Source organism: Micromonospora sp. NPDC049275 (assembly GCF_043197115.1).
Taxonomy (GTDB): Bacteria; Actinomycetota; Actinomycetes; order Mycobacteriales; family Micromonosporaceae; genus Micromonospora.
Map to the genome: position 1 here is coordinate 286,356 of NZ_JBICSN010000001.1, position 15,944 is coordinate 302,299.

The 15,944-nt window shown below is 72.5% G+C and carries 12 protein-coding genes; 5 read left to right on the forward strand and 7 right to left on the reverse strand.

From position 1 onward, the window contains the following. Positions 1-2 precede the first annotated feature (2 nt). Together ACGFIE_RS01395 and ACGFIE_RS01400 are read left to right on the forward strand one after the other, a co-directional pair. The gene (locus ACGFIE_RS01395; RefSeq protein WP_393289862.1) at positions 3-1,175 is read left to right on the forward strand and encodes an anhydro-N-acetylmuramic acid kinase; all 1,173 of its coding nucleotides are present in this window, start codon (positions 3-5) and stop codon (positions 1,173-1,175) included. Between the two features lie 26 nt (positions 1,176-1,201). Continuing rightward, positions 1,202-4,069 (forward strand): FAD-binding and (Fe-S)-binding domain-containing protein, encoded by a 2,868-nt coding sequence (locus tag ACGFIE_RS01400; RefSeq protein ID WP_393289864.1) that lies wholly within the window; start codon positions 1,202-1,204, stop codon positions 4,067-4,069. On the opposite strand, the gene ACGFIE_RS01405 is transcribed toward ACGFIE_RS01400, so the two are convergent. Genes ACGFIE_RS01405 through ACGFIE_RS01415 form a run of 3 tightly spaced genes read right to left on the reverse strand, consistent with a single transcriptional unit; the run spans position 4,066 to position 7,522 of the window. Further along, the gene (locus ACGFIE_RS01405) at positions 4,066-5,547 is read right to left on the reverse strand and encodes an MFS transporter (protein WP_393289866.1); all 1,482 of its coding nucleotides are present in this window, start codon (positions 5,545-5,547) and stop codon (positions 4,066-4,068) included. The two genes, ACGFIE_RS01400 and ACGFIE_RS01405, sit on opposite strands and share 4 nt — an antisense overlap. Then, complete coding sequence (locus ACGFIE_RS01410; RefSeq protein ID WP_393289868.1) at positions 5,544-6,815, reverse strand: MFS transporter; 1,272 nt, start codon at positions 6,813-6,815, stop codon at positions 5,544-5,546. The genes ACGFIE_RS01405 and ACGFIE_RS01410 overlap by 4 nt, the downstream gene beginning before the upstream one ends. After that, positions 6,812-7,522, reverse strand: a complete 711-nt coding sequence (locus ACGFIE_RS01415) for a siderophore-interacting protein (RefSeq protein ID WP_393289871.1) — start codon at positions 7,520-7,522, stop codon at positions 6,812-6,814. The genes ACGFIE_RS01410 and ACGFIE_RS01415 overlap by 4 nt, the downstream gene beginning before the upstream one ends. A 125-nt stretch (positions 7,523-7,647) precedes the next feature. Here ACGFIE_RS01415 and ACGFIE_RS01420 point away from each other — a divergent pair, with 125 nt between their 5' ends. Beyond that, a complete protein-coding gene (locus ACGFIE_RS01420) occupies positions 7,648-8,208 on the forward strand; it encodes a GNAT family N-acetyltransferase (protein WP_393289873.1) in 561 nt (186 codons plus the stop codon). Between the two features lie 16 nt (positions 8,209-8,224). Here the strand turns inward: ACGFIE_RS01420 and ACGFIE_RS01425 are convergent, their stop codons facing one another. Together ACGFIE_RS01425 and ACGFIE_RS01430 are read right to left on the reverse strand one after the other, a co-directional pair. Next, a complete protein-coding gene (locus tag ACGFIE_RS01425) occupies positions 8,225-8,860 on the reverse strand; it encodes a DUF305 domain-containing protein (RefSeq protein WP_393289875.1) in 636 nt (211 codons plus the stop codon). After that, positions 8,857-10,689, reverse strand: coding sequence for a sigma-70 family RNA polymerase sigma factor (locus ACGFIE_RS01430; RefSeq protein ID WP_393289877.1), 1,833 nt, complete (start codon positions 10,687-10,689; stop codon positions 8,857-8,859). Before ACGFIE_RS01430 ends, ACGFIE_RS01425 begins: the two co-directional genes overlap by 4 nt. Before the next feature lie 582 nt (positions 10,690-11,271). Here ACGFIE_RS01430 and ACGFIE_RS01435 point away from each other — a divergent pair. Beyond that, positions 11,272-12,072: an SDR family NAD(P)-dependent oxidoreductase gene (locus ACGFIE_RS01435; protein ID WP_393289879.1), complete on the forward strand. Its 801-nt coding sequence runs from the start codon at positions 11,272-11,274 to the stop codon at positions 12,070-12,072. A 7-nt stretch (positions 12,073-12,079) separates the two neighbouring features. Here ACGFIE_RS01435 and ACGFIE_RS01440 read toward each other — a convergent pair whose 3' ends face one another. Together ACGFIE_RS01440 and ACGFIE_RS01445 are read right to left on the reverse strand one after the other, a co-directional pair. Then, entirely contained in the window at positions 12,080-13,147 is a 1,068-nt protein-coding gene (locus ACGFIE_RS01440) for a DUF2855 family protein (protein WP_363684969.1), read from the reverse strand. A gap of 68 nt (positions 13,148-13,215) precedes the next feature. Continuing rightward, entirely contained in the window at positions 13,216-14,430 is a 1,215-nt protein-coding gene (locus tag ACGFIE_RS01445) for a PP2C family protein-serine/threonine phosphatase (protein WP_393289882.1), read from the reverse strand. A 272-nt stretch (positions 14,431-14,702) separates the two neighbouring features. Between ACGFIE_RS01445 and ACGFIE_RS01450 the strand changes: the two genes are divergently transcribed. After that, a complete protein-coding gene (locus tag ACGFIE_RS01450) occupies positions 14,703-15,734 on the forward strand; it encodes an ice-binding family protein (protein WP_393289885.1) in 1,032 nt (343 codons plus the stop codon). Positions 15,735-15,944: the final 210 nt, after the last annotated feature.

Below are 15,944 nucleotides of genomic sequence, written 5' to 3' on the forward strand. Positions count from 1 at the left end.
TGATGCGCGTGATCGGTCTGATGTCCGGCACCTCCTACGACGGCATCGAAGCCGCCGCGGCCGAGTTCGACAGGAGCGGCGACACCCTGCGGATGCGACCGCTGGGCCGTCTCAGCCACCCGTACCCGCAGGAGTTGCGCACCCGGATCGCCGCGGCCCTGCCACCCGCGGCGACCACCACCGAGGCCATCTGCGTGCTGGACACCGGCATCGGCCAGGCCTTCGCCGAGGCGGGCGTGCGGGCCGTCGCGGAACTGTGCGACGGCCGTGCCGACCTGGTCGTCTCGCACGGGCAGACCATGCACCACTGGGTCGAGGCGGGTACGGTCCGCGGCACCCTCCAGCTCGGTCAGCCGGCCTGGATCGCGGAGGCCACCGGCCTTCCGGTCGTGTCCGACCTGCGCAGCCGCGACGTCGCCGCCGGCGGCCAGGGCGCTCCCCTGGTCGCCCTGTTCGACGCGCTGCTGCTGCGGGGCCTGCCCGGCGTCCCGGCCGCCCTGAACCTGGGCGGGATCGCGAACATCACGGTCGTCGCGCCGGACGCGGATCCCCTCGCGTTCGACACCGGGCCGGCCAACGCGCTCCTCGACGCCGCCGCGCGCCACTTCACCGGCGGCGCCGAGGAGTACGACCGGGACGGGCGCGGCGCGGCGGCCGGGCAGGTGAACCCGGCCCTGCTACGGCGGCTGCTCGACGAGCCGTACTACCGGCTGCCCGGCCCGAAGAGCACCGGCAAGGAGCTGTTCCACCTGCCGTACCTGCTCACCGCCCTCGGCGACGCGCCCACCCCGGACAAGAACGACGTACTGGCCACGCTCACCCGACTGACGGCGGTCACGGTGGCCGACGCGTGCCGGGAGCAGGGCGTCACCCGGCTCGTCGTGTCCGGTGGCGGCGCGCACAACCCGACGCTGATGGGCATGCTCGTCGACGAGCTACCGGGCGTCGACCTGACCTCCAGCGACGAGGTGGGTGTCGCCTCGGACGCCAAGGAGGCGCTGGCCTTCGCGCTGCTGGGCTACCTGACCGTGCACGGGCTGCCGGGTGCCCTGCCCTCGGGCACCGGCGCGCGGCACGCCTCGGTGCTCGGCAGCATCACCCCCGGCCGCCAACCGCTGCGGCTGCCCGCGCCCGTCGACACCGCTCCGGACCGGCTGCTGATCACCGCCGACTGACCGCCCCTCTTCGGGAGGATCCGCCCATGAGCACCGTCGTACCCGCACCGAACGCGGCAGGCGTCCGCGCCCGCGAGGTCGCCGACCTGCTGCGCCCGCGCCTCGACGATCCGAATCGGGCCAGCGCCGAGCTGCCTCGGCGGCTGGCGGCGGCGCATGACGCCTCGCCGTACCTCTTCGAGCCGCAGGCGGTGGTGCGCGCCGCCTCGGCGGCCGAGGTGGGCGCGTTGATGGTCGGTGCCCGGGAGGCCGGCGTGCCGCTGACCCTGCGCGGTGGCGGCACCAGCCTCGCCGGGCAGGCCGGCGGCGCGGGGGTGCTTGTCGACGTCCGCACCGACTGGCGCAACGCCGAGGTCCTCGACGAGGGCCGCCGCATCCGGCTCCAACCGGGCCTGACGATCCGGCAGGCCAACGCCCGGCTGGCCCGCTACGGCCGCCGGCTCGGCCCGGACCCGGCCAGCGAGGCCGCCTGCACTGTCGGCGGCATGGTGGCAAACAACTCCAGCGGGATGACCTGCGGCACCACCGACAACGCGTACCGCACCATGGAGTCGCTGCGCTTCGTCCTCCCGTCCGGCACCGTCGTCGACTCCGCCGCGCGCGACGCCGACGACCGGCTGCGCGCCACCGAGCCCGAGCTGCACGCCGGGCTGCTGCGGCTGCGCGACCGGGTGCGCTCGACACCGGGGTCGCGGGCCACCATCGAGCGGCTGTTCGCCATGAAGAACACCATGGGGTACGGGCTGAACTCGCTGCTCGACCACGACAGCCCGGTGGAGATGCTGGCCCACCTGATGATCGGCAGCGAGGGCACCCTCGGCTTCGTGGCCGAGGCCGTCTTCCGGACCGTCGAGATCCACAAGCACGCCGCCACCGGCCTGCTCATCCTGCCCGGTCTCAGCGCCGCCACCGACGCGCTGCCCGCCCTGCTCGCCGCCGGTGCGCGTACCGCCGAACTGCTCGACGCGGCCGCGCTGCGGGTCAGCCAGCGCGACCCCGACGCGAGCCCGGCCCTGCGCGGGCTGACTGTCGCCGGGCACGCCGCGCTGCTCGTGGAGTTCGCCGAGGACAGCGCGGAGCGGCTGGCCGCGACGCTCGCCGACGCCCAGCCGGTGCTCGACCGGCTGCCCGCCGTCACCGGCACCGAGCTGACCCGCGACCCGCGCGAACGGGCCAAGCTCTGGCACCTGCGCAAGGGCCTCTACACGGCGGTCGCCGGTGCTCGCCCGCCCGGCACCACGGCCCTGCTGGAGGACGTCGCGGTGCCGATGCCGCGCCTGACCGGCACCTGCGACGGGCTGATCCGCCTGTTCGAGAGGCACGGCTATCCCGACGCGGTGATCTTCGGGCACGCCCGCGACGGCAACCTGCACTTCATGCTCACCCAGTCCTTCGACACGTCGGCCGAGATCGACCGCTACGCCCGGTTCACCGACGACATGGTCGACCTCGTGCTGGCCGAGGGGGGAACGCTCAAGGCCGAGCACGGCACCGGCCGGGCCATGGCCCCCTTCGTCCGCCGGCAGTACGGCGACGAGCTGTACGACGTGATGCGCGAGCTGAAAGGGTTGTGCGACCCGAGCGGCCTGCTCAACCCCGGTGTGCTGCTCAACGACGACCCGACTGTGCACCTGCGGCAGCTCAAGGCCGTCCCGACGGTCGACCCCGAGCTGGACGCCTGCGTGGAGTGCGGCTACTGCGAGCCGGTCTGCCCGACCGCCGACGTCACCACCACGCCCCGGCAGCGCATCGTCCTGCAACGGCAGATCGCCCTCGCCACCGCCGCCGGCGACGAGGAGCGCCGCCGGGAGCTGACCACCGACTACGAGTACGCGGCGGTGGACAGTTGCGCCGCCGACAGCCTCTGTGTCACCGCCTGCCCGGTCGGCATCGACACCGGCGCGGCGATGAAGCGGTTGCGCGCCGAGCGGCACAGCCCACGCGCCCAGCGCACCGCCCGCGGCGTCGCCAGGCACTGGAAGGGCGCCGTGGCCGGCGTCCGGGTCGGGCTGAACGCCGCCCACGCCGTGCCGACACCGCTGACCCGCGCCGCCACCGGGGTGATCCGTTCCCTCGGCGCGACCGAACTCGTACCGCAGTGGAGCGCCGACATGCCGCGCGCCGGTGTGCCCCGCCCCGAGCCGCGCAGCGCGCCGGACGCCCGAGCGGTGTTCTTCGCGGCGTGCATCGGCAGCGTCTTCGCGGCGGAGGACGGCGCGTCCGGCGGCTCGGCGGCGGCATTCCTGCGCCTGTGCGAGCTGGCGCGCGTGCCTGTCGTCGTGCCGGCCGAGACGGCGGGCCTGTGCTGCGGGACGCCCTGGCAGTCCAAGGGCTACCCGGCCGGCCACCGTGAGATGGCCGAGCGGACCCTTGCCGCGTTGTGGACGGCAAGCGACCAGGGCCGCCTGCCCATCGTGTGCGACGCGTCGTCCTGCACCCACGGGCTGACCCAGCTGACCGCCGCGCTTGCCGAGCCCGACCGCGCCCGGTACGCCGCCCTGCGCTTCGTGGACAGCGTGACCTTCACCGCCGAACACCTCCTGCCGGCGCTGCCCGAGCCCCGGCGGCTGGGCTCGCTGGCCCTGCACCCCACCTGCTCCACAGTGCACCTCGGCGGCATCGACGACCTGCACACGGTGGCCCGGGCGGTCGCCGACACCGTGACCGTGCCGGACAGCTGGGGGTGCTGCGCGTTCGCCGGTGACCGGGGGCTGCTGCACCCCGAGGTCACCGCCGGTGCTACCGCCGCGCAGGCCGCCGAGGTCAACAAGCGCGACCACGACGCGTACGCCTCCTGCAACCGCACCTGCGAGATGGGCATGAGCCGGGCCACCGGGCAGTCGTACCGGCACGTGCTCGAGGTGCTCGTCGAGGCGATCGAGCCGCCGGTCTAGGCCGCGCGGCGCAACAGCGCGGCCGCGAGCAGACCGCCGGCCAGCACCGCCGCGGCGCCCACCATCTGCCCGGTCTCCAGCGCGGAGGCGAACGCGCTGGTCACGGCCTGCCGCTGCGGCCCCTCGGCGGCGGCGAGGGCCGCGGGAAACGACTGCGCGCCGGCCAGCCCGGCGGGCAGCAGCGCCGCGAACCGGGCGTTCAACACGGCCCCGAGGACGGCGATGCCGAGGCTGCTGCCGACCTCGGTCATGGTCCCGTCCACACCCGCGCCGGCACCGGCCTTCTCGGCCGGGATCGCGCTCATCACCGCCTCCACGATCGCCGGGTTGGCCAGGGCGCAACCGACGCCCATGACGAGCAGGCCGCCGAGCAGCACCCCGTACCCGTCGGAGGGCACGAGTGTCACCACCGCGAGGCCGGCCGCGAGCAACGCCATGCCGACGGCGATGGCGGCGGCCAGGCCGAGACGGCGGATCACGGCGGCGGCGACGCCGCTGACGTTGAGCAGCACGATGGACAGGGCGAAGGGCGCCATGCGCAGGCCCGCCTCCCAGGCCGGGTAGCCGCGGACGAACTGGAGGTGCTGGGTCAGCAGGAACAGCGCGCCGGTGGCCCCGAAGGTGATCAGGACGACGCCGGAGATCGCGCCGACGAACCGGCGGTCCCGGAAGAAGTGCATGTCCAGCATGGGGTGGCTGATCCGCCGCTCCCAGCGGACGAACAACCCCAGCAGGAGTACGCCGACGACAGCCGCGCCGACCACCTCGGTCGACGCCCAGCCCCGCTCCGGCCCGGCGATGATCGAGAAGACGACGGCGGTGAGCCCGGCGGTGGAGAGCGTGGCGCCCCGGACGTCGAGCCGGCCGGCGGCCGGTCCTCGGGACTCCGGCACGAGTGCCCGGCCGACGAGCAGGCAGGCCAGCACGATGGGGACGTTCAGCAGGAAGATGGCGCCCCACGGCAGGTGGGCCAGGATGGTGCCGCCGATCGGCGGCCCGACCGCGAAGCCCAACGCGCTGGTGGCCGCCCAGATGCCTATCGCCCGGGACCGTTCGGGGCCGTCGAAGACCTGCATCGCCACCGCGAGCGTCGAGGTGACCAGCAGCGCCCCACCGACGCCCATCCCCGCCCGGGCGGCGATCAGTTGACCGCTGGTGCTCGCGAGACCGGCCACCAGCGAGCCGAGTCCGAACAGGACGAGCCCGGCGAGCAGCATCCGCCGCCGGCCGTACCGGTCGGCCGCGGCGCCCGCCGTGAGCAGCAGTCCGGACAACACCAGGGCGTACGCGTTGATCATCCACTGCACGTCGGCGGTGCTGGCGCCCAGCTCGGTGGTGAGCACCGGCACCGCCACTGTGAGCACCGTGTTGTCCAGCACCACGACGAGCTGGGCGACACAGAGGACGGCCAGGATGAGCCAGCGGTGCGGCAGTCGGGTCGCCGCCGTGGGAACGGCGACCGGCTGGACGAGTGTCACACCGCCGCCCGCACGCCGTCGGGAGACAGACGCTCGGTGTCCGGCACGGGGGCCGGCTCCCGTGCGGCGTCGGGGGTGCGGGGGAACCGCCGCTGGTGCGCGAGGCCGAGGACGACCCCCGCGGCCACCAGCACGATGGCGGCGACCGCGACCGGCGGATAGCCGATCCGGTCGGCCGCCGCCAGGCCCACCGAGGCGGCCACGAACGAGCAGACCAGGCCGAACGACGACAGGACAGTGAAGTCCGTGCCGCCGGTGTCCGGTCGCGAGTAGTCCATGTTGACCGTGTAGAGCACGACGTTGGCGATCGTGTAGGCCACCATGAAGAAGCAGAGCGCGGCGACCGTCCCGCCGAGCGGCGCCCGGCCGTTCAACAGCGGCAGCAGCATCGCCGTCGACACCGCGAGGGTCACGCCGCCGGCCACGAGCACCCGGCCGCGCCCGAACCGCCCGATGCCCACCCCGGCGACCAGGCCGGCCACGATGGCCGGCGCGCTTGTCACCACGCCGGTCACCACACCGATCCGGCCCAGCGACCACCCGGCGTCCACCAGGGCGGGCGTGACCAGGGCGTACGCCATGCCCGCGCCGACGTAGACAAGCGGCACGACGCCGAAGGTCCACCATCGGCAGCCGGGCTGGCCGAACACCGACAGCAGCGCCCGGTACGCGGTGCCGACCCGGTCCACCCGATCGGTCCGGGCGGGTTCGGCGAACCGCCACACCACAAGCAGCCCGACCGCTGTCAACACGGCCAGCAGGCCGACCGCCGACGCCCAGCCGAACCGGTCGTAGACCAGTACGCAGGCACCACCGCCGAGCAGGTTGCCGAGGTAGCTCGCCGCCACCTGGATGCCGTTGCCGGTCCCCCGGTCCGTCCCGCCGAGCATCCGCACGGCGACGGCGTCCACGGCGATGTCCTGCGTGGCGGAGAAGAAGACGTACGCGGCGCAGATGGCGATGACCGGGCCGAGCGCGTCGGCCGGGCGGGGAAACGGCAGCAGCGCCAGCAGGGCCAGCACCAGTGCGCTCTGCAGGACGAGGAGCCAGGACCGGTAGTGGCCGCGACGCTTCGAGCCGTACCTGTCGAGGATCGGCGCCCAGAGAAACTTGATGGGCCAGATCAGGCCGACGACCTGCAACAGCGCCAGAGTGTCCAGGGAGGTGCCGCCGTCGCGCAGGATGGCTGTCAACCCGACGGTGATGAAGCCGATGCCGAGGTACTGGGTGACGTACAGCGCGGTCAGGGTGCCGAGTCGGCCTCTCACGGGGCTCTCCAGTAGCCGAGCGAGGTCAGCCGGTCCTTGTCGACGCCGAGGGTCCGGCGGATGTGTCGGGTGATGCCACGGGTGGTGGCGGCCTCGCAGGCCACCCAGTAGTGGGCGGCGTCGTTGGCGGGCAGGTCGGAGCGGACCCGTTCGACGAGGTGTCGGCCGTCCGTGTCCCGGGGAACCCAGGTGATGGCGTGGTGTGCCCGGGCGCGCGGCGTGAGGGCCTTCTCGCCCTCGTGGGCGTACTCCAGCCAGACCGTCGCCGGGATGTCGGCGTTCGCGTCGAGCAGGCTGTTCACCGCCGGCAGGGACGCCGCGTCGCCGACGAGGTAAAGGTGCTCGGGTGCCGGGTCGGGCAGTTGGAACGCGCTGCCCTGGACGGTGGCGACGATGGTGTCGCCGACCTGCGCCGTCGTGGCCCAGCGGGCCGCGCAGCCGTCGTGGATGGCGAATTCGAGGCTGAACCGGCCGTTCGCCGGGTCGGGGTCGACGAGCGTGTACGCCCGCTGGTGTGCCCGGCCGTCGTTGTCGAACCACAGCCGGACCCACATCGTGGGGTGCACCCCGCACGCCTCCAGCAGGCCGCCGTCGTCCAGGAGCAGCCGCTGGTAGTGCCCGTCCACCGACTCGCTTGCCCGCACCGTCAACTGAAAGTCCCGGCCTCCCATGGCCTTGAGGACCAGGGCTTCCCAGTTCCGTTTCACGCACCCCTCCAGGTAAGGCGAGCCTTTGTTAGGGGAGGGTAACCTAACTCCCGCCTCGGTGGAACGCGTGTCCCCCTCACGTCATCCCGGGCCCGATCACCCCGACCAACAGAGGACCTCGCGACATGACATACCAGGAGAAGATCGCCGAACTCGGCGAGCTGACGTTGACGCCCGTCGTGCCCGACCGGGACGCCGCGCTCCTGCACGGGTGGGTCACTCTCCCCCGCAACTCGTTCTGGGGCATGGGGTCACACACAGTCGACCAGGTCCGCGAGATCTACGCCTTCGTCGACAGCCTGCCCACCCACCACGCGTATCTGATCAAGGTCGACGGCGAGCCGGTCGGCCTGTTCCAGAGCTACCAACCCGAGGCGGACCCGGTCGGCGAGCGGTACGCCGTGCAGCCCGGAGACGTCGGAATGCACCTGCTGCTCTGCCCCGCCCGCCATCTCGCCCGCGGCCTGACCAACGCCGTCGGGCCCGCCCTGGCCCGATTCCTGTTCGGCGACCCGGCCGCCCAGCGGATCGTCGTCGAGCCGGACGTCCGCAACCATCTCGCGCTGCGCCGACTGGAGATCGAGGGGTTCACCTTCGACGCCGAGATCGACATGCCGGACAAGCGCGCGCAACTGGCGTTCCTCAACCGCGCCCGGTTCGAGTCGGATCACCCGACGCCCGACTGATCAGATCCGCACCGGATCAGTTGGCCGGCGGGGTTCCGGTAGCTCCGGGCTGACGTGCGAGAGTGCTCAGCTCGGCGGCCCGTACCTCCCGGATCCGGCCGGCGAGGGTCTTCACCTCCGGGCTGCCCCCGGCGGTCTGCTCGCCCCGGCACAGCACGACTGTCTGCGCGAGGTGCGCCCGGAGCAGACCGACCGCCCGGGAGCGCACCTCGGCCTCGGGGGCGGCGCGCAGCTCGGCGAGAGCGGCGTCGGTGACCATGCCGGGCATCTGATGCCCCGCATGGATGTTCTGTTCCAGTCTGTTGCCGGCGGCCAGCAGCCTGCGCAGCTGCACCGACTCGGCCCGGTGCGCCGCCCGGATGTCACCGAGAACGGCACGCAGCGCCGGGTCGGCGGCCGACGGACGGGCGTCGAGGTCGTCGAGCAACGCGAGCGCGCCCTCGTTCATCGGGAGCAGCAGTTGGATGAAGGCGTCATCGGTGCCGTTGAGCAGCACCGACGCGGGCGTGGGCGTCACCGACGTGGGCGCGGCGGCCGGGTCGACGTGGCTCGCGCCCCGGGTCAGACCCACGGCCAGCGCCGTCGCGGCCAGGGTCCCGACGACGCCGACGATGCGCCCGACGCGCCCGACCAACCCGGCCCGCCTGCTCACCGCGCGGCCTGGAACGCGCGGCCGACCACTGTCGCCCTGGTGCCGTCGCTGAACAACCCGGACCGGTCCCTGTCGGTGGCGGGCAGACCGAACCAGGCGTAGCGCTGCACGTAGGACAGCTGGCCGAGCATGCCGGTGGCCGCGGTGAGGAAGGCCGCCTGCTGCTCCTGGCTGGGAAACTGTTGACGCCCACCGTCGTAGCGGATCAGCGCGAACTCGGTCAGCCAGATGGGCTTGTGGTACCGCTGGTAGACGGCCTGCAGGTACTGCCGAAGCTGGTTCACCGCTGCCGCCGTCGTGAAGTCGGCGCCGTACCAGTGCAGGGTGATGAAGTCCACGCGGTGACCCCGGGCCTTCGCGCCGGCCATGAACCGGTCCAGCCAACCCTGGGGGTCCGCGCCGCCCCAGGCGACCGCCGGGCTGCCCAGCCTGCTGCCCGTCGCCATCAGTTGCGGCCACAGGTCCAGTGCCCGCTCCACCGTCATGTTCGCCTGCTCGGGCAGGTCCGGCTCGTTGAAGGTGAGCAGGTGGGGCCCGGCGGCCCTGGCCCGCGCCAACTCCGCGGCGGTGACGTTCTCCGCGCTGCGGATCATCGGCACGAACGTCGCGCCGCGCGGAGTGCTGATCCCCGGGTGCTGGGTGCCCCAGGTGTAGTACCAGCCGGCCTTCGAGCTGGCCAGCGCCTGGCTCGCTCCGGCGAAGTTCCACACCCCGACGCCCTTGCGTACGGAGCTGACCGCCGGAGCGACAGGAGCCTTCGACGAGGGGCGCGCGCTCGGTGACTTTGCGCTGCTCGGGGAGGCGGAGGCGGAGGCGACGGCGGTGGGGGTCGCGGGCGGCGGACCGGCCCACGAGGGCGCGGTGACCGGATCGTCCGGCAGCGCCACCAGCAACGTGGTGATCGCGAGGACCGCGGCGACCACTCCGGCGGCCAGGTACGGAACCAGACCGCGCGGCGCGTGCACGGCGAGCTCGGCGACGCCCGGAGGATGCGGTACGACTGCCGGCGCGGCCGCCGGGGGCACTGTCGCGCTCGATACGTGGGCGCTGAGGCCGGGCGGCAGCGGCAGCAGTGGCATGCCTGCGAGCAGTCGGTCGATCGGCAGGAACGCGGCGCCCAGGCGCCCGCAGAACGCGCAGTCACGGACGTGCCGGGCCAGCCGCTTGCGCCACAGCGGGCTGGGTGTGCCGTCCCACTCGGCCGTCACCGCGCCCAGGTCCGGGCAGCCGGGACGGGCACGCAGGGCGCGGACGACGCCCCGAGCGCTCTGGATCTGCTCCTTCATCCGGTGGATCCGGACCGCGACGTGCCCCGGCGACAAACTCGCGGCCTCGGCGACCTCGGTGCGTGTCAGCTCGCCGGTCTCCTCCAGCCACCACAGCGAGAGCAGTTCCTGGTCGTCCGGGTCGAGCCAGCGGGTCGCCTCGGCTACCTCACGTCGTTGGTCGGTGAGGCCGAGCCGGAGGATCGTCATCCCGGCGAAGTCGGAGGCGGGGTCGGGCACGTTGTGGATCGCGTCCAGCCCGGCGTCCCGGTCGAGCGCGACGCGGCGACGATGGTCCCAGTCGCGCACCTGACGGATGGTGATCGCCACGAGCCAGGACCGGTACGCCGCCGGGTCGTTGAGCGCGGGCAGGTGCCGGATCACCCGTACCAGAGTCTCCTGGACCACGTCGTCGACGTCGGCGTGGCCGCGAAGCGCGCGCCCGACGATGTTGTAGACCAGCGGAAGCGAGGCCGCCACGACGTCGTCGAGAGCGCGCCGGTCGCCCTGTCGAGCCGCGACGACCAGCCCGGGATCGGGTGCTGCCCGACCGGCTGACGACATGGATCCCACTCCTCCTGCGCTCGGTCCGGGCAGCGCGCGTGCGCGCTGCCCGCCTCGTTATCGGAGACGAGCGGCAGCGGGGTCAGATTACGGTTTTCTCCTCCGAGCGGTCGGGCCGGTCGGCCGGGGCGCCGGCCTCGGCTTCCGCCGCGAAGGGGGTACGCAGGCGGGTCATGGACGCGGCACTGACGTCCGCGGTCGGACTGCGCTCGTCGTCGACGACCCTGCCCCCCTCGATGGTGAAGGGGTTCCGGGCGGACGTCATATCGGGCACGAGGTGCTCCAGGAGATGTGCACGGCAGCGCTCGACTCAGTCGTCGGCAGCTTAGAAGCCGTGGAGAGGCGGAGGGGCGGGCCCGGCGATGGGCCATCGGTGCCCGCACCCACAGCCTAGCCGCCGGGGGCAACCGGCGGGTACGGGACCAACGTCACCAGCCGATCGCCTGCGGCTTCCGTCCCGACCGAGGTGGGGAGGTGAGGTGTCCGACTCGCAGTGCCGGGTCTCCTCGGCACGGCTACGGTCGAGATTGCGGAAGCCGTCCCCCGACCCGGGGTCGGTTGGTGCGAACGGACAGGACAGACATGACGCTTCAGATCGACCTTGCCGGCAGGACCGCGCTGGTGACCGGCTCGACCCAGGGCATCGGCGCCGCCATCACGGTCGGGCTCGCCCGCGCGGGGGCCCGGGTGGCAGTGAACGGCCGTAGCGCCGCCTCGGTCGAACGCGCGGCCACGGCGCTGCGCGGCGAGGTCCCCGGCGTCGAGGTCGTCGAGGTGGACGCCGACGTGTCGACCGACGACGGTACGGCTCGCGTGCTCGACCTCCTGCCCAGCGTCGACATCCTGGTCAACAATCTCGGCGTCTTCGGCCCCACTCCGGCCCTGGAGATCACCGACGACGAGTGGCGTCGCTACTTCGAGGTGAACGTGCTGGCCGGCGTCCGGCTGACCCGCGCCTACCTGCCCGGGATGATGGACCGCGGTTGGGGTCGGGTGCAGTACATCGCCAGTGACTCTGCTGTCGTCATCCCCGCCGAGATGATCCACTATGGCGTCTCGAAGACCGCCCTGCTCGGTGTCTCGCGCGGGTTCGCGAAGGCCGCCGCCGGTACCGGCGTGACAGTCAACTCGGTGCTCGCCGGGCCGACCCACACCGGGGGCGTGGAGGACTTCGTGGCCGAACTCGTCGGCGACAGCCTGCCGTGGGAGGAGGCGCAGCGGGAGTTCATGCGACAGCACCGGCCGCAGTCGCTGCTCCAGCGGCTCATCGAGCCCGAGGAGATCGCCAACATGGTCACGTACCTCGCCTCGCCGCTCGCCTCCGCGACGACGGGCGCGGCGGTCCGGGTCGACGGTGGCTACGTGGACGCGATCGTCCCGTAACGCCGGCTCAGAATTGGACGACGTGGCCCACCCGCGGCGGCGTACGACCGGCGAGGACGTCGAGCCATGCGTGTCGCAGGGCCTCGGGACCGTTGCCGACCCGCACGTCGACCCACCCGCTCGCCGCCGGGACGAACCGCTGCCAGGCGTCGGTGAACCGCCTGTCGAGCCCGTCGCGGCCCCAGTCCCGGCTGCGCTTGCGCATCTGCACCGGCGCGAAGAAGACCTCCCCGGCGGCGTCCGCGTTGGGCGTCTGATTGGTGAGCCCGACCGCGATGTCCCGGACGAGCCGGTCGCCGAGGTGACCGCGCAGCGCGGCCCGGGTCGCGGGCGCGCCGGACAGGTCGAGATAGACGGTCGGGAGCGCGTCGAGGGATTCGATGTCGTCGTACGCGACGACGTCGTCGTAGCAGCCGAGGGACCGCGTGAACGCGACGTTTCCGGGCGAGGTGAGCCCCACCAGGCGCGGGCCGCGACCGTGCAGTTCGGACGCGGCCGCGTACGCCGTCTTGCTCGACGCCGACGACAGCACTATCGACCGCGCGCCGTAGAAGTCGTTGTCGATCACCTGATCGGCCAGCATGAACGAGGTGAAGAACAGCGGCCGGAACAGGATGAGCAGATCCTCCTGCCCGGCCTCGTACACGGGGTCTGACGTGGTCGACCGGTAGGCGTTGTACGGCGAGGGCAGCTCGGCCCGGTGCGGGCTCGCGTCGCGGAACCCGGAGGCGTCCACCCGGTCCGGCCGGACCACCAAATGGCCGGCGGGAGGCAGGTAACCGTAGACCCGTTGGCCGACCTCGACCCCGGCAGCCGTCGAGGCGACCACGTCGGCGAAGCCCCAGAGCGGCGGAAGCCCCCACTGCGGCCCGAGCCCGCGCGGGCCGGGCGGGAAGAACTCCCAGTAGCGCATCGCGTCGCCGAGCACCGCGTACGTCACGTTGTTTGCGGTGAGGCCGACGCGGTCGACGCGCAGCAGCGCCGCGCCGTCGGGCAGCGCCGGCGACTCGACGTCGGCGAGCGTGGTGTGGCGCAGGTCGGCACGGTCCACGGCGAAGGTCCACGAGTCAGCCATGGCCTGACGCTAGACAGCCTCGGATTCTCAAGACAAGTGCACTGGGAGTGCAAAATCCCACTCGACGGTCAGGCCTGGGACGCCGTGACGTGCCGCAGGTGCGCCAACGGCTGGTGCGGGGGCTGCCACTCGAGGAACAGGGCCGTGGCGTCGTCGTCGAGCTGCTCGTCCTGGTACGCGAGGACGGCACGCACCAGGCGGCGCATCGTCTCCGGGCTGGGCAGCCCGTCGTTGAGGGCACGGTTGACGAAGTCGACGAGCCGGTCCGGCCCGAACCGCTCCCCGTCGATGCTCTTCGCGTCGGTGATGCCGTCGGTGTAGGCGAGGATGCGGTCGCCCGGGTGCAGCTCCTCCTCGTACACCTGGGGTCGTGCCTCGGACAGGTGACCCAGGCCGAGCGGCAGCGCGGTCGGCCCCGGCAGCTCCCGGATGGCCTTGCCGTCGCGCAGCAGCATGGCGCCGGGGTGGCCCGCGTTGATGATCCGGAGCCGACCGGTGCGCCGGTCCAGCTCGGCGAGCAGCGCGGTCGCGAAGTAGCTCGGGTGCTCGGAGCGCACCCATTTGTCGATGCTGATCGCGGTGTCGACGAGGTCGAGGCCGGACCGGCGGGCGTTGCGGTACGCGCTGACCACCAGCGAGGCCAGGGTGCTCGCCTTGATGCCGTGCCCGCAGGTGTCGAAGAGCCCGAGGCTGAGCACGTCGCCGTTCAGCGCGTAGTCGAAGATGTCGCCGCCGACGTCGTAGCACGGTTCGAGGATCGCGGTGATCACCAGGTCGTCGGTCGCGAAGGTCAGCGGCGGCAGCAGCCCCCACACGATCTCGGCGGCGACCTGCATCGGCAGACGCCTCCGCATCCGCTCGACGACATCGCCGTAGAGCCGGCGGTTCACCAGGACCTGAGCGATGTTGACCGCCAACTCCCAGGCCGGTCCGTCCAACGCCTGGTCATCGGCGGCCGGCGAGACGACCTCCAGCACGCCCAGCCGCTCGCAGCCGAGCAGCAGGGGCACCCAGAGTCGGTCCGGGTTGTCGGCGGCACGCTGCACGTCGAGGGTGGTGAACGCCCGACCGGCGAGAGTCGTCTCGATCGTCAGCTCGTCCCGGGCGAGACCGGCGCCCAGCAGGGGTACGAGGCAGGACTGCGTGTAGTCGGCCAGATAGATCACGATCTCGGTGGCACCGACTGCCGACGCGGCCCGGGTTACCAGGAGCGACAACTCGTCCGGCCCGCCCCGGGGTGCGTTGAGCTGCAGCCAACGCGCCGCGTCGCCGGCGTCGACCACGCTCCACCTCCCGTGTCCTGACCACCGTAGAAGCCCGGCGGCCAACTGGCCAATACGTGAGGGCCCGGCGAGACGAGGGACTCCCTGCCGTCCCTCACGTTCCTGCGTCGACGAGCGGTGAACGTGGGTTGTTTGGAGGGATGTTGGCCGTTATGCAATCTTTGCCAATTAGTTATGCAAAAGTCCGATTACGTCCATCTGCGGTCCGGGTCGGCCGCCCCACAGCCGACCCGATCGGTGTCCGGTGAGACGCATTCGTGAAAGGGCACATCGTGACAAGCACATTATTGCGCCGACCTCGCGCGCTCATGTCCGCGTTGACGGCCGTCGCCGCCGGCGGCCTGGCCGTCGCCGTACTCGTCTTCAGCGGCACCGGCGCGAGCGCAGCCGAGGCGCCGGTCAACCTCGGAACGGCCGCGAACTTCTCCGTACTGGCCGGCGAGAGGGTCACCAACACGGGGCCGAGCTTCCTGGCGCAGAGCCTGGGTGTCAGCCCGGGCAGCGCCGCTACCGGCTTCCCACCAGGCGTCGTCGCCGGGGAGATCCACCTGGCCGACGCCGTGGCGCTACAGGCCAAGAACGACCTCACCGCAGCGTACATCGACGCTGCCGGCCGGACGCCGTTCACCAACCTGCCGGCCGAACTGGGCGGCACCACGCTGACTCCGGGGGTCTACCGCATCGGTGCCGCACAGCTGACCGGGGCGCTGACGCTCGACAGCCAGAACGATCCGGCGGCGGTGTTCATCTTCCAGATCTCCTCCACCCTCGTCACCGCCTCCAACAGCAGCGTGGTGTTCATCAACGGCGCCTCGCCCTGCAACGTCTACTGGCAGGTGAGCAGCTCGGCCACGATCGGCACCGGCAGCCGTTTCATGGGCAACATCCTGGCCCAGACCTCGATCGCCATGAACACCGGCGCCACCCTCCAGGGCCGCGCCCTGGCACAGACCGGTGAAGTCACCCTCGACACCAACACCATCAACGCGCCCGCCTGTCTCCAGCCGACGGGAACCCCCACGTCGACCCCGACCGGCCAGCCGACCGGCACGCCCACCAGCACCCCGACCGGGACGCCGACCGGGACACCGACGGGCCAGCCCACCGGGACACCGACCGGACAGCCCACGGGCACCCCGACCGGCCAGCCGACGGGGACCCCCACCCGCACCGAGCTGCCCGTCACCGGCGGTAGGGGTGGCGGCGGCCTGCTGCCCGCCCTGAGCGCGGTCGGCAGCATCTTCGTCGCCAGCGGCGCAGCCCTGCTGCTGCTTGCGCGCCGACGCCGACAGCTCGACTCCTGACGAGGTGCCCCGGCGGCCGGGTGTCCGGCCGCCGGGGTGCCCCCGAGACCTCACCGCACAGCGCACCAAGCAGCCCAAGCTCATCCTTTCGGCTAGTAATAATTCAAACTTTCGGGTAACGTGCCCCCCATCACCTGAACGACATGACGCGGCGGCGAGGCCCGTGGTTGTGGTCCTGCCGACAGCGCATCGGATTCCTCCGGTCGCCCT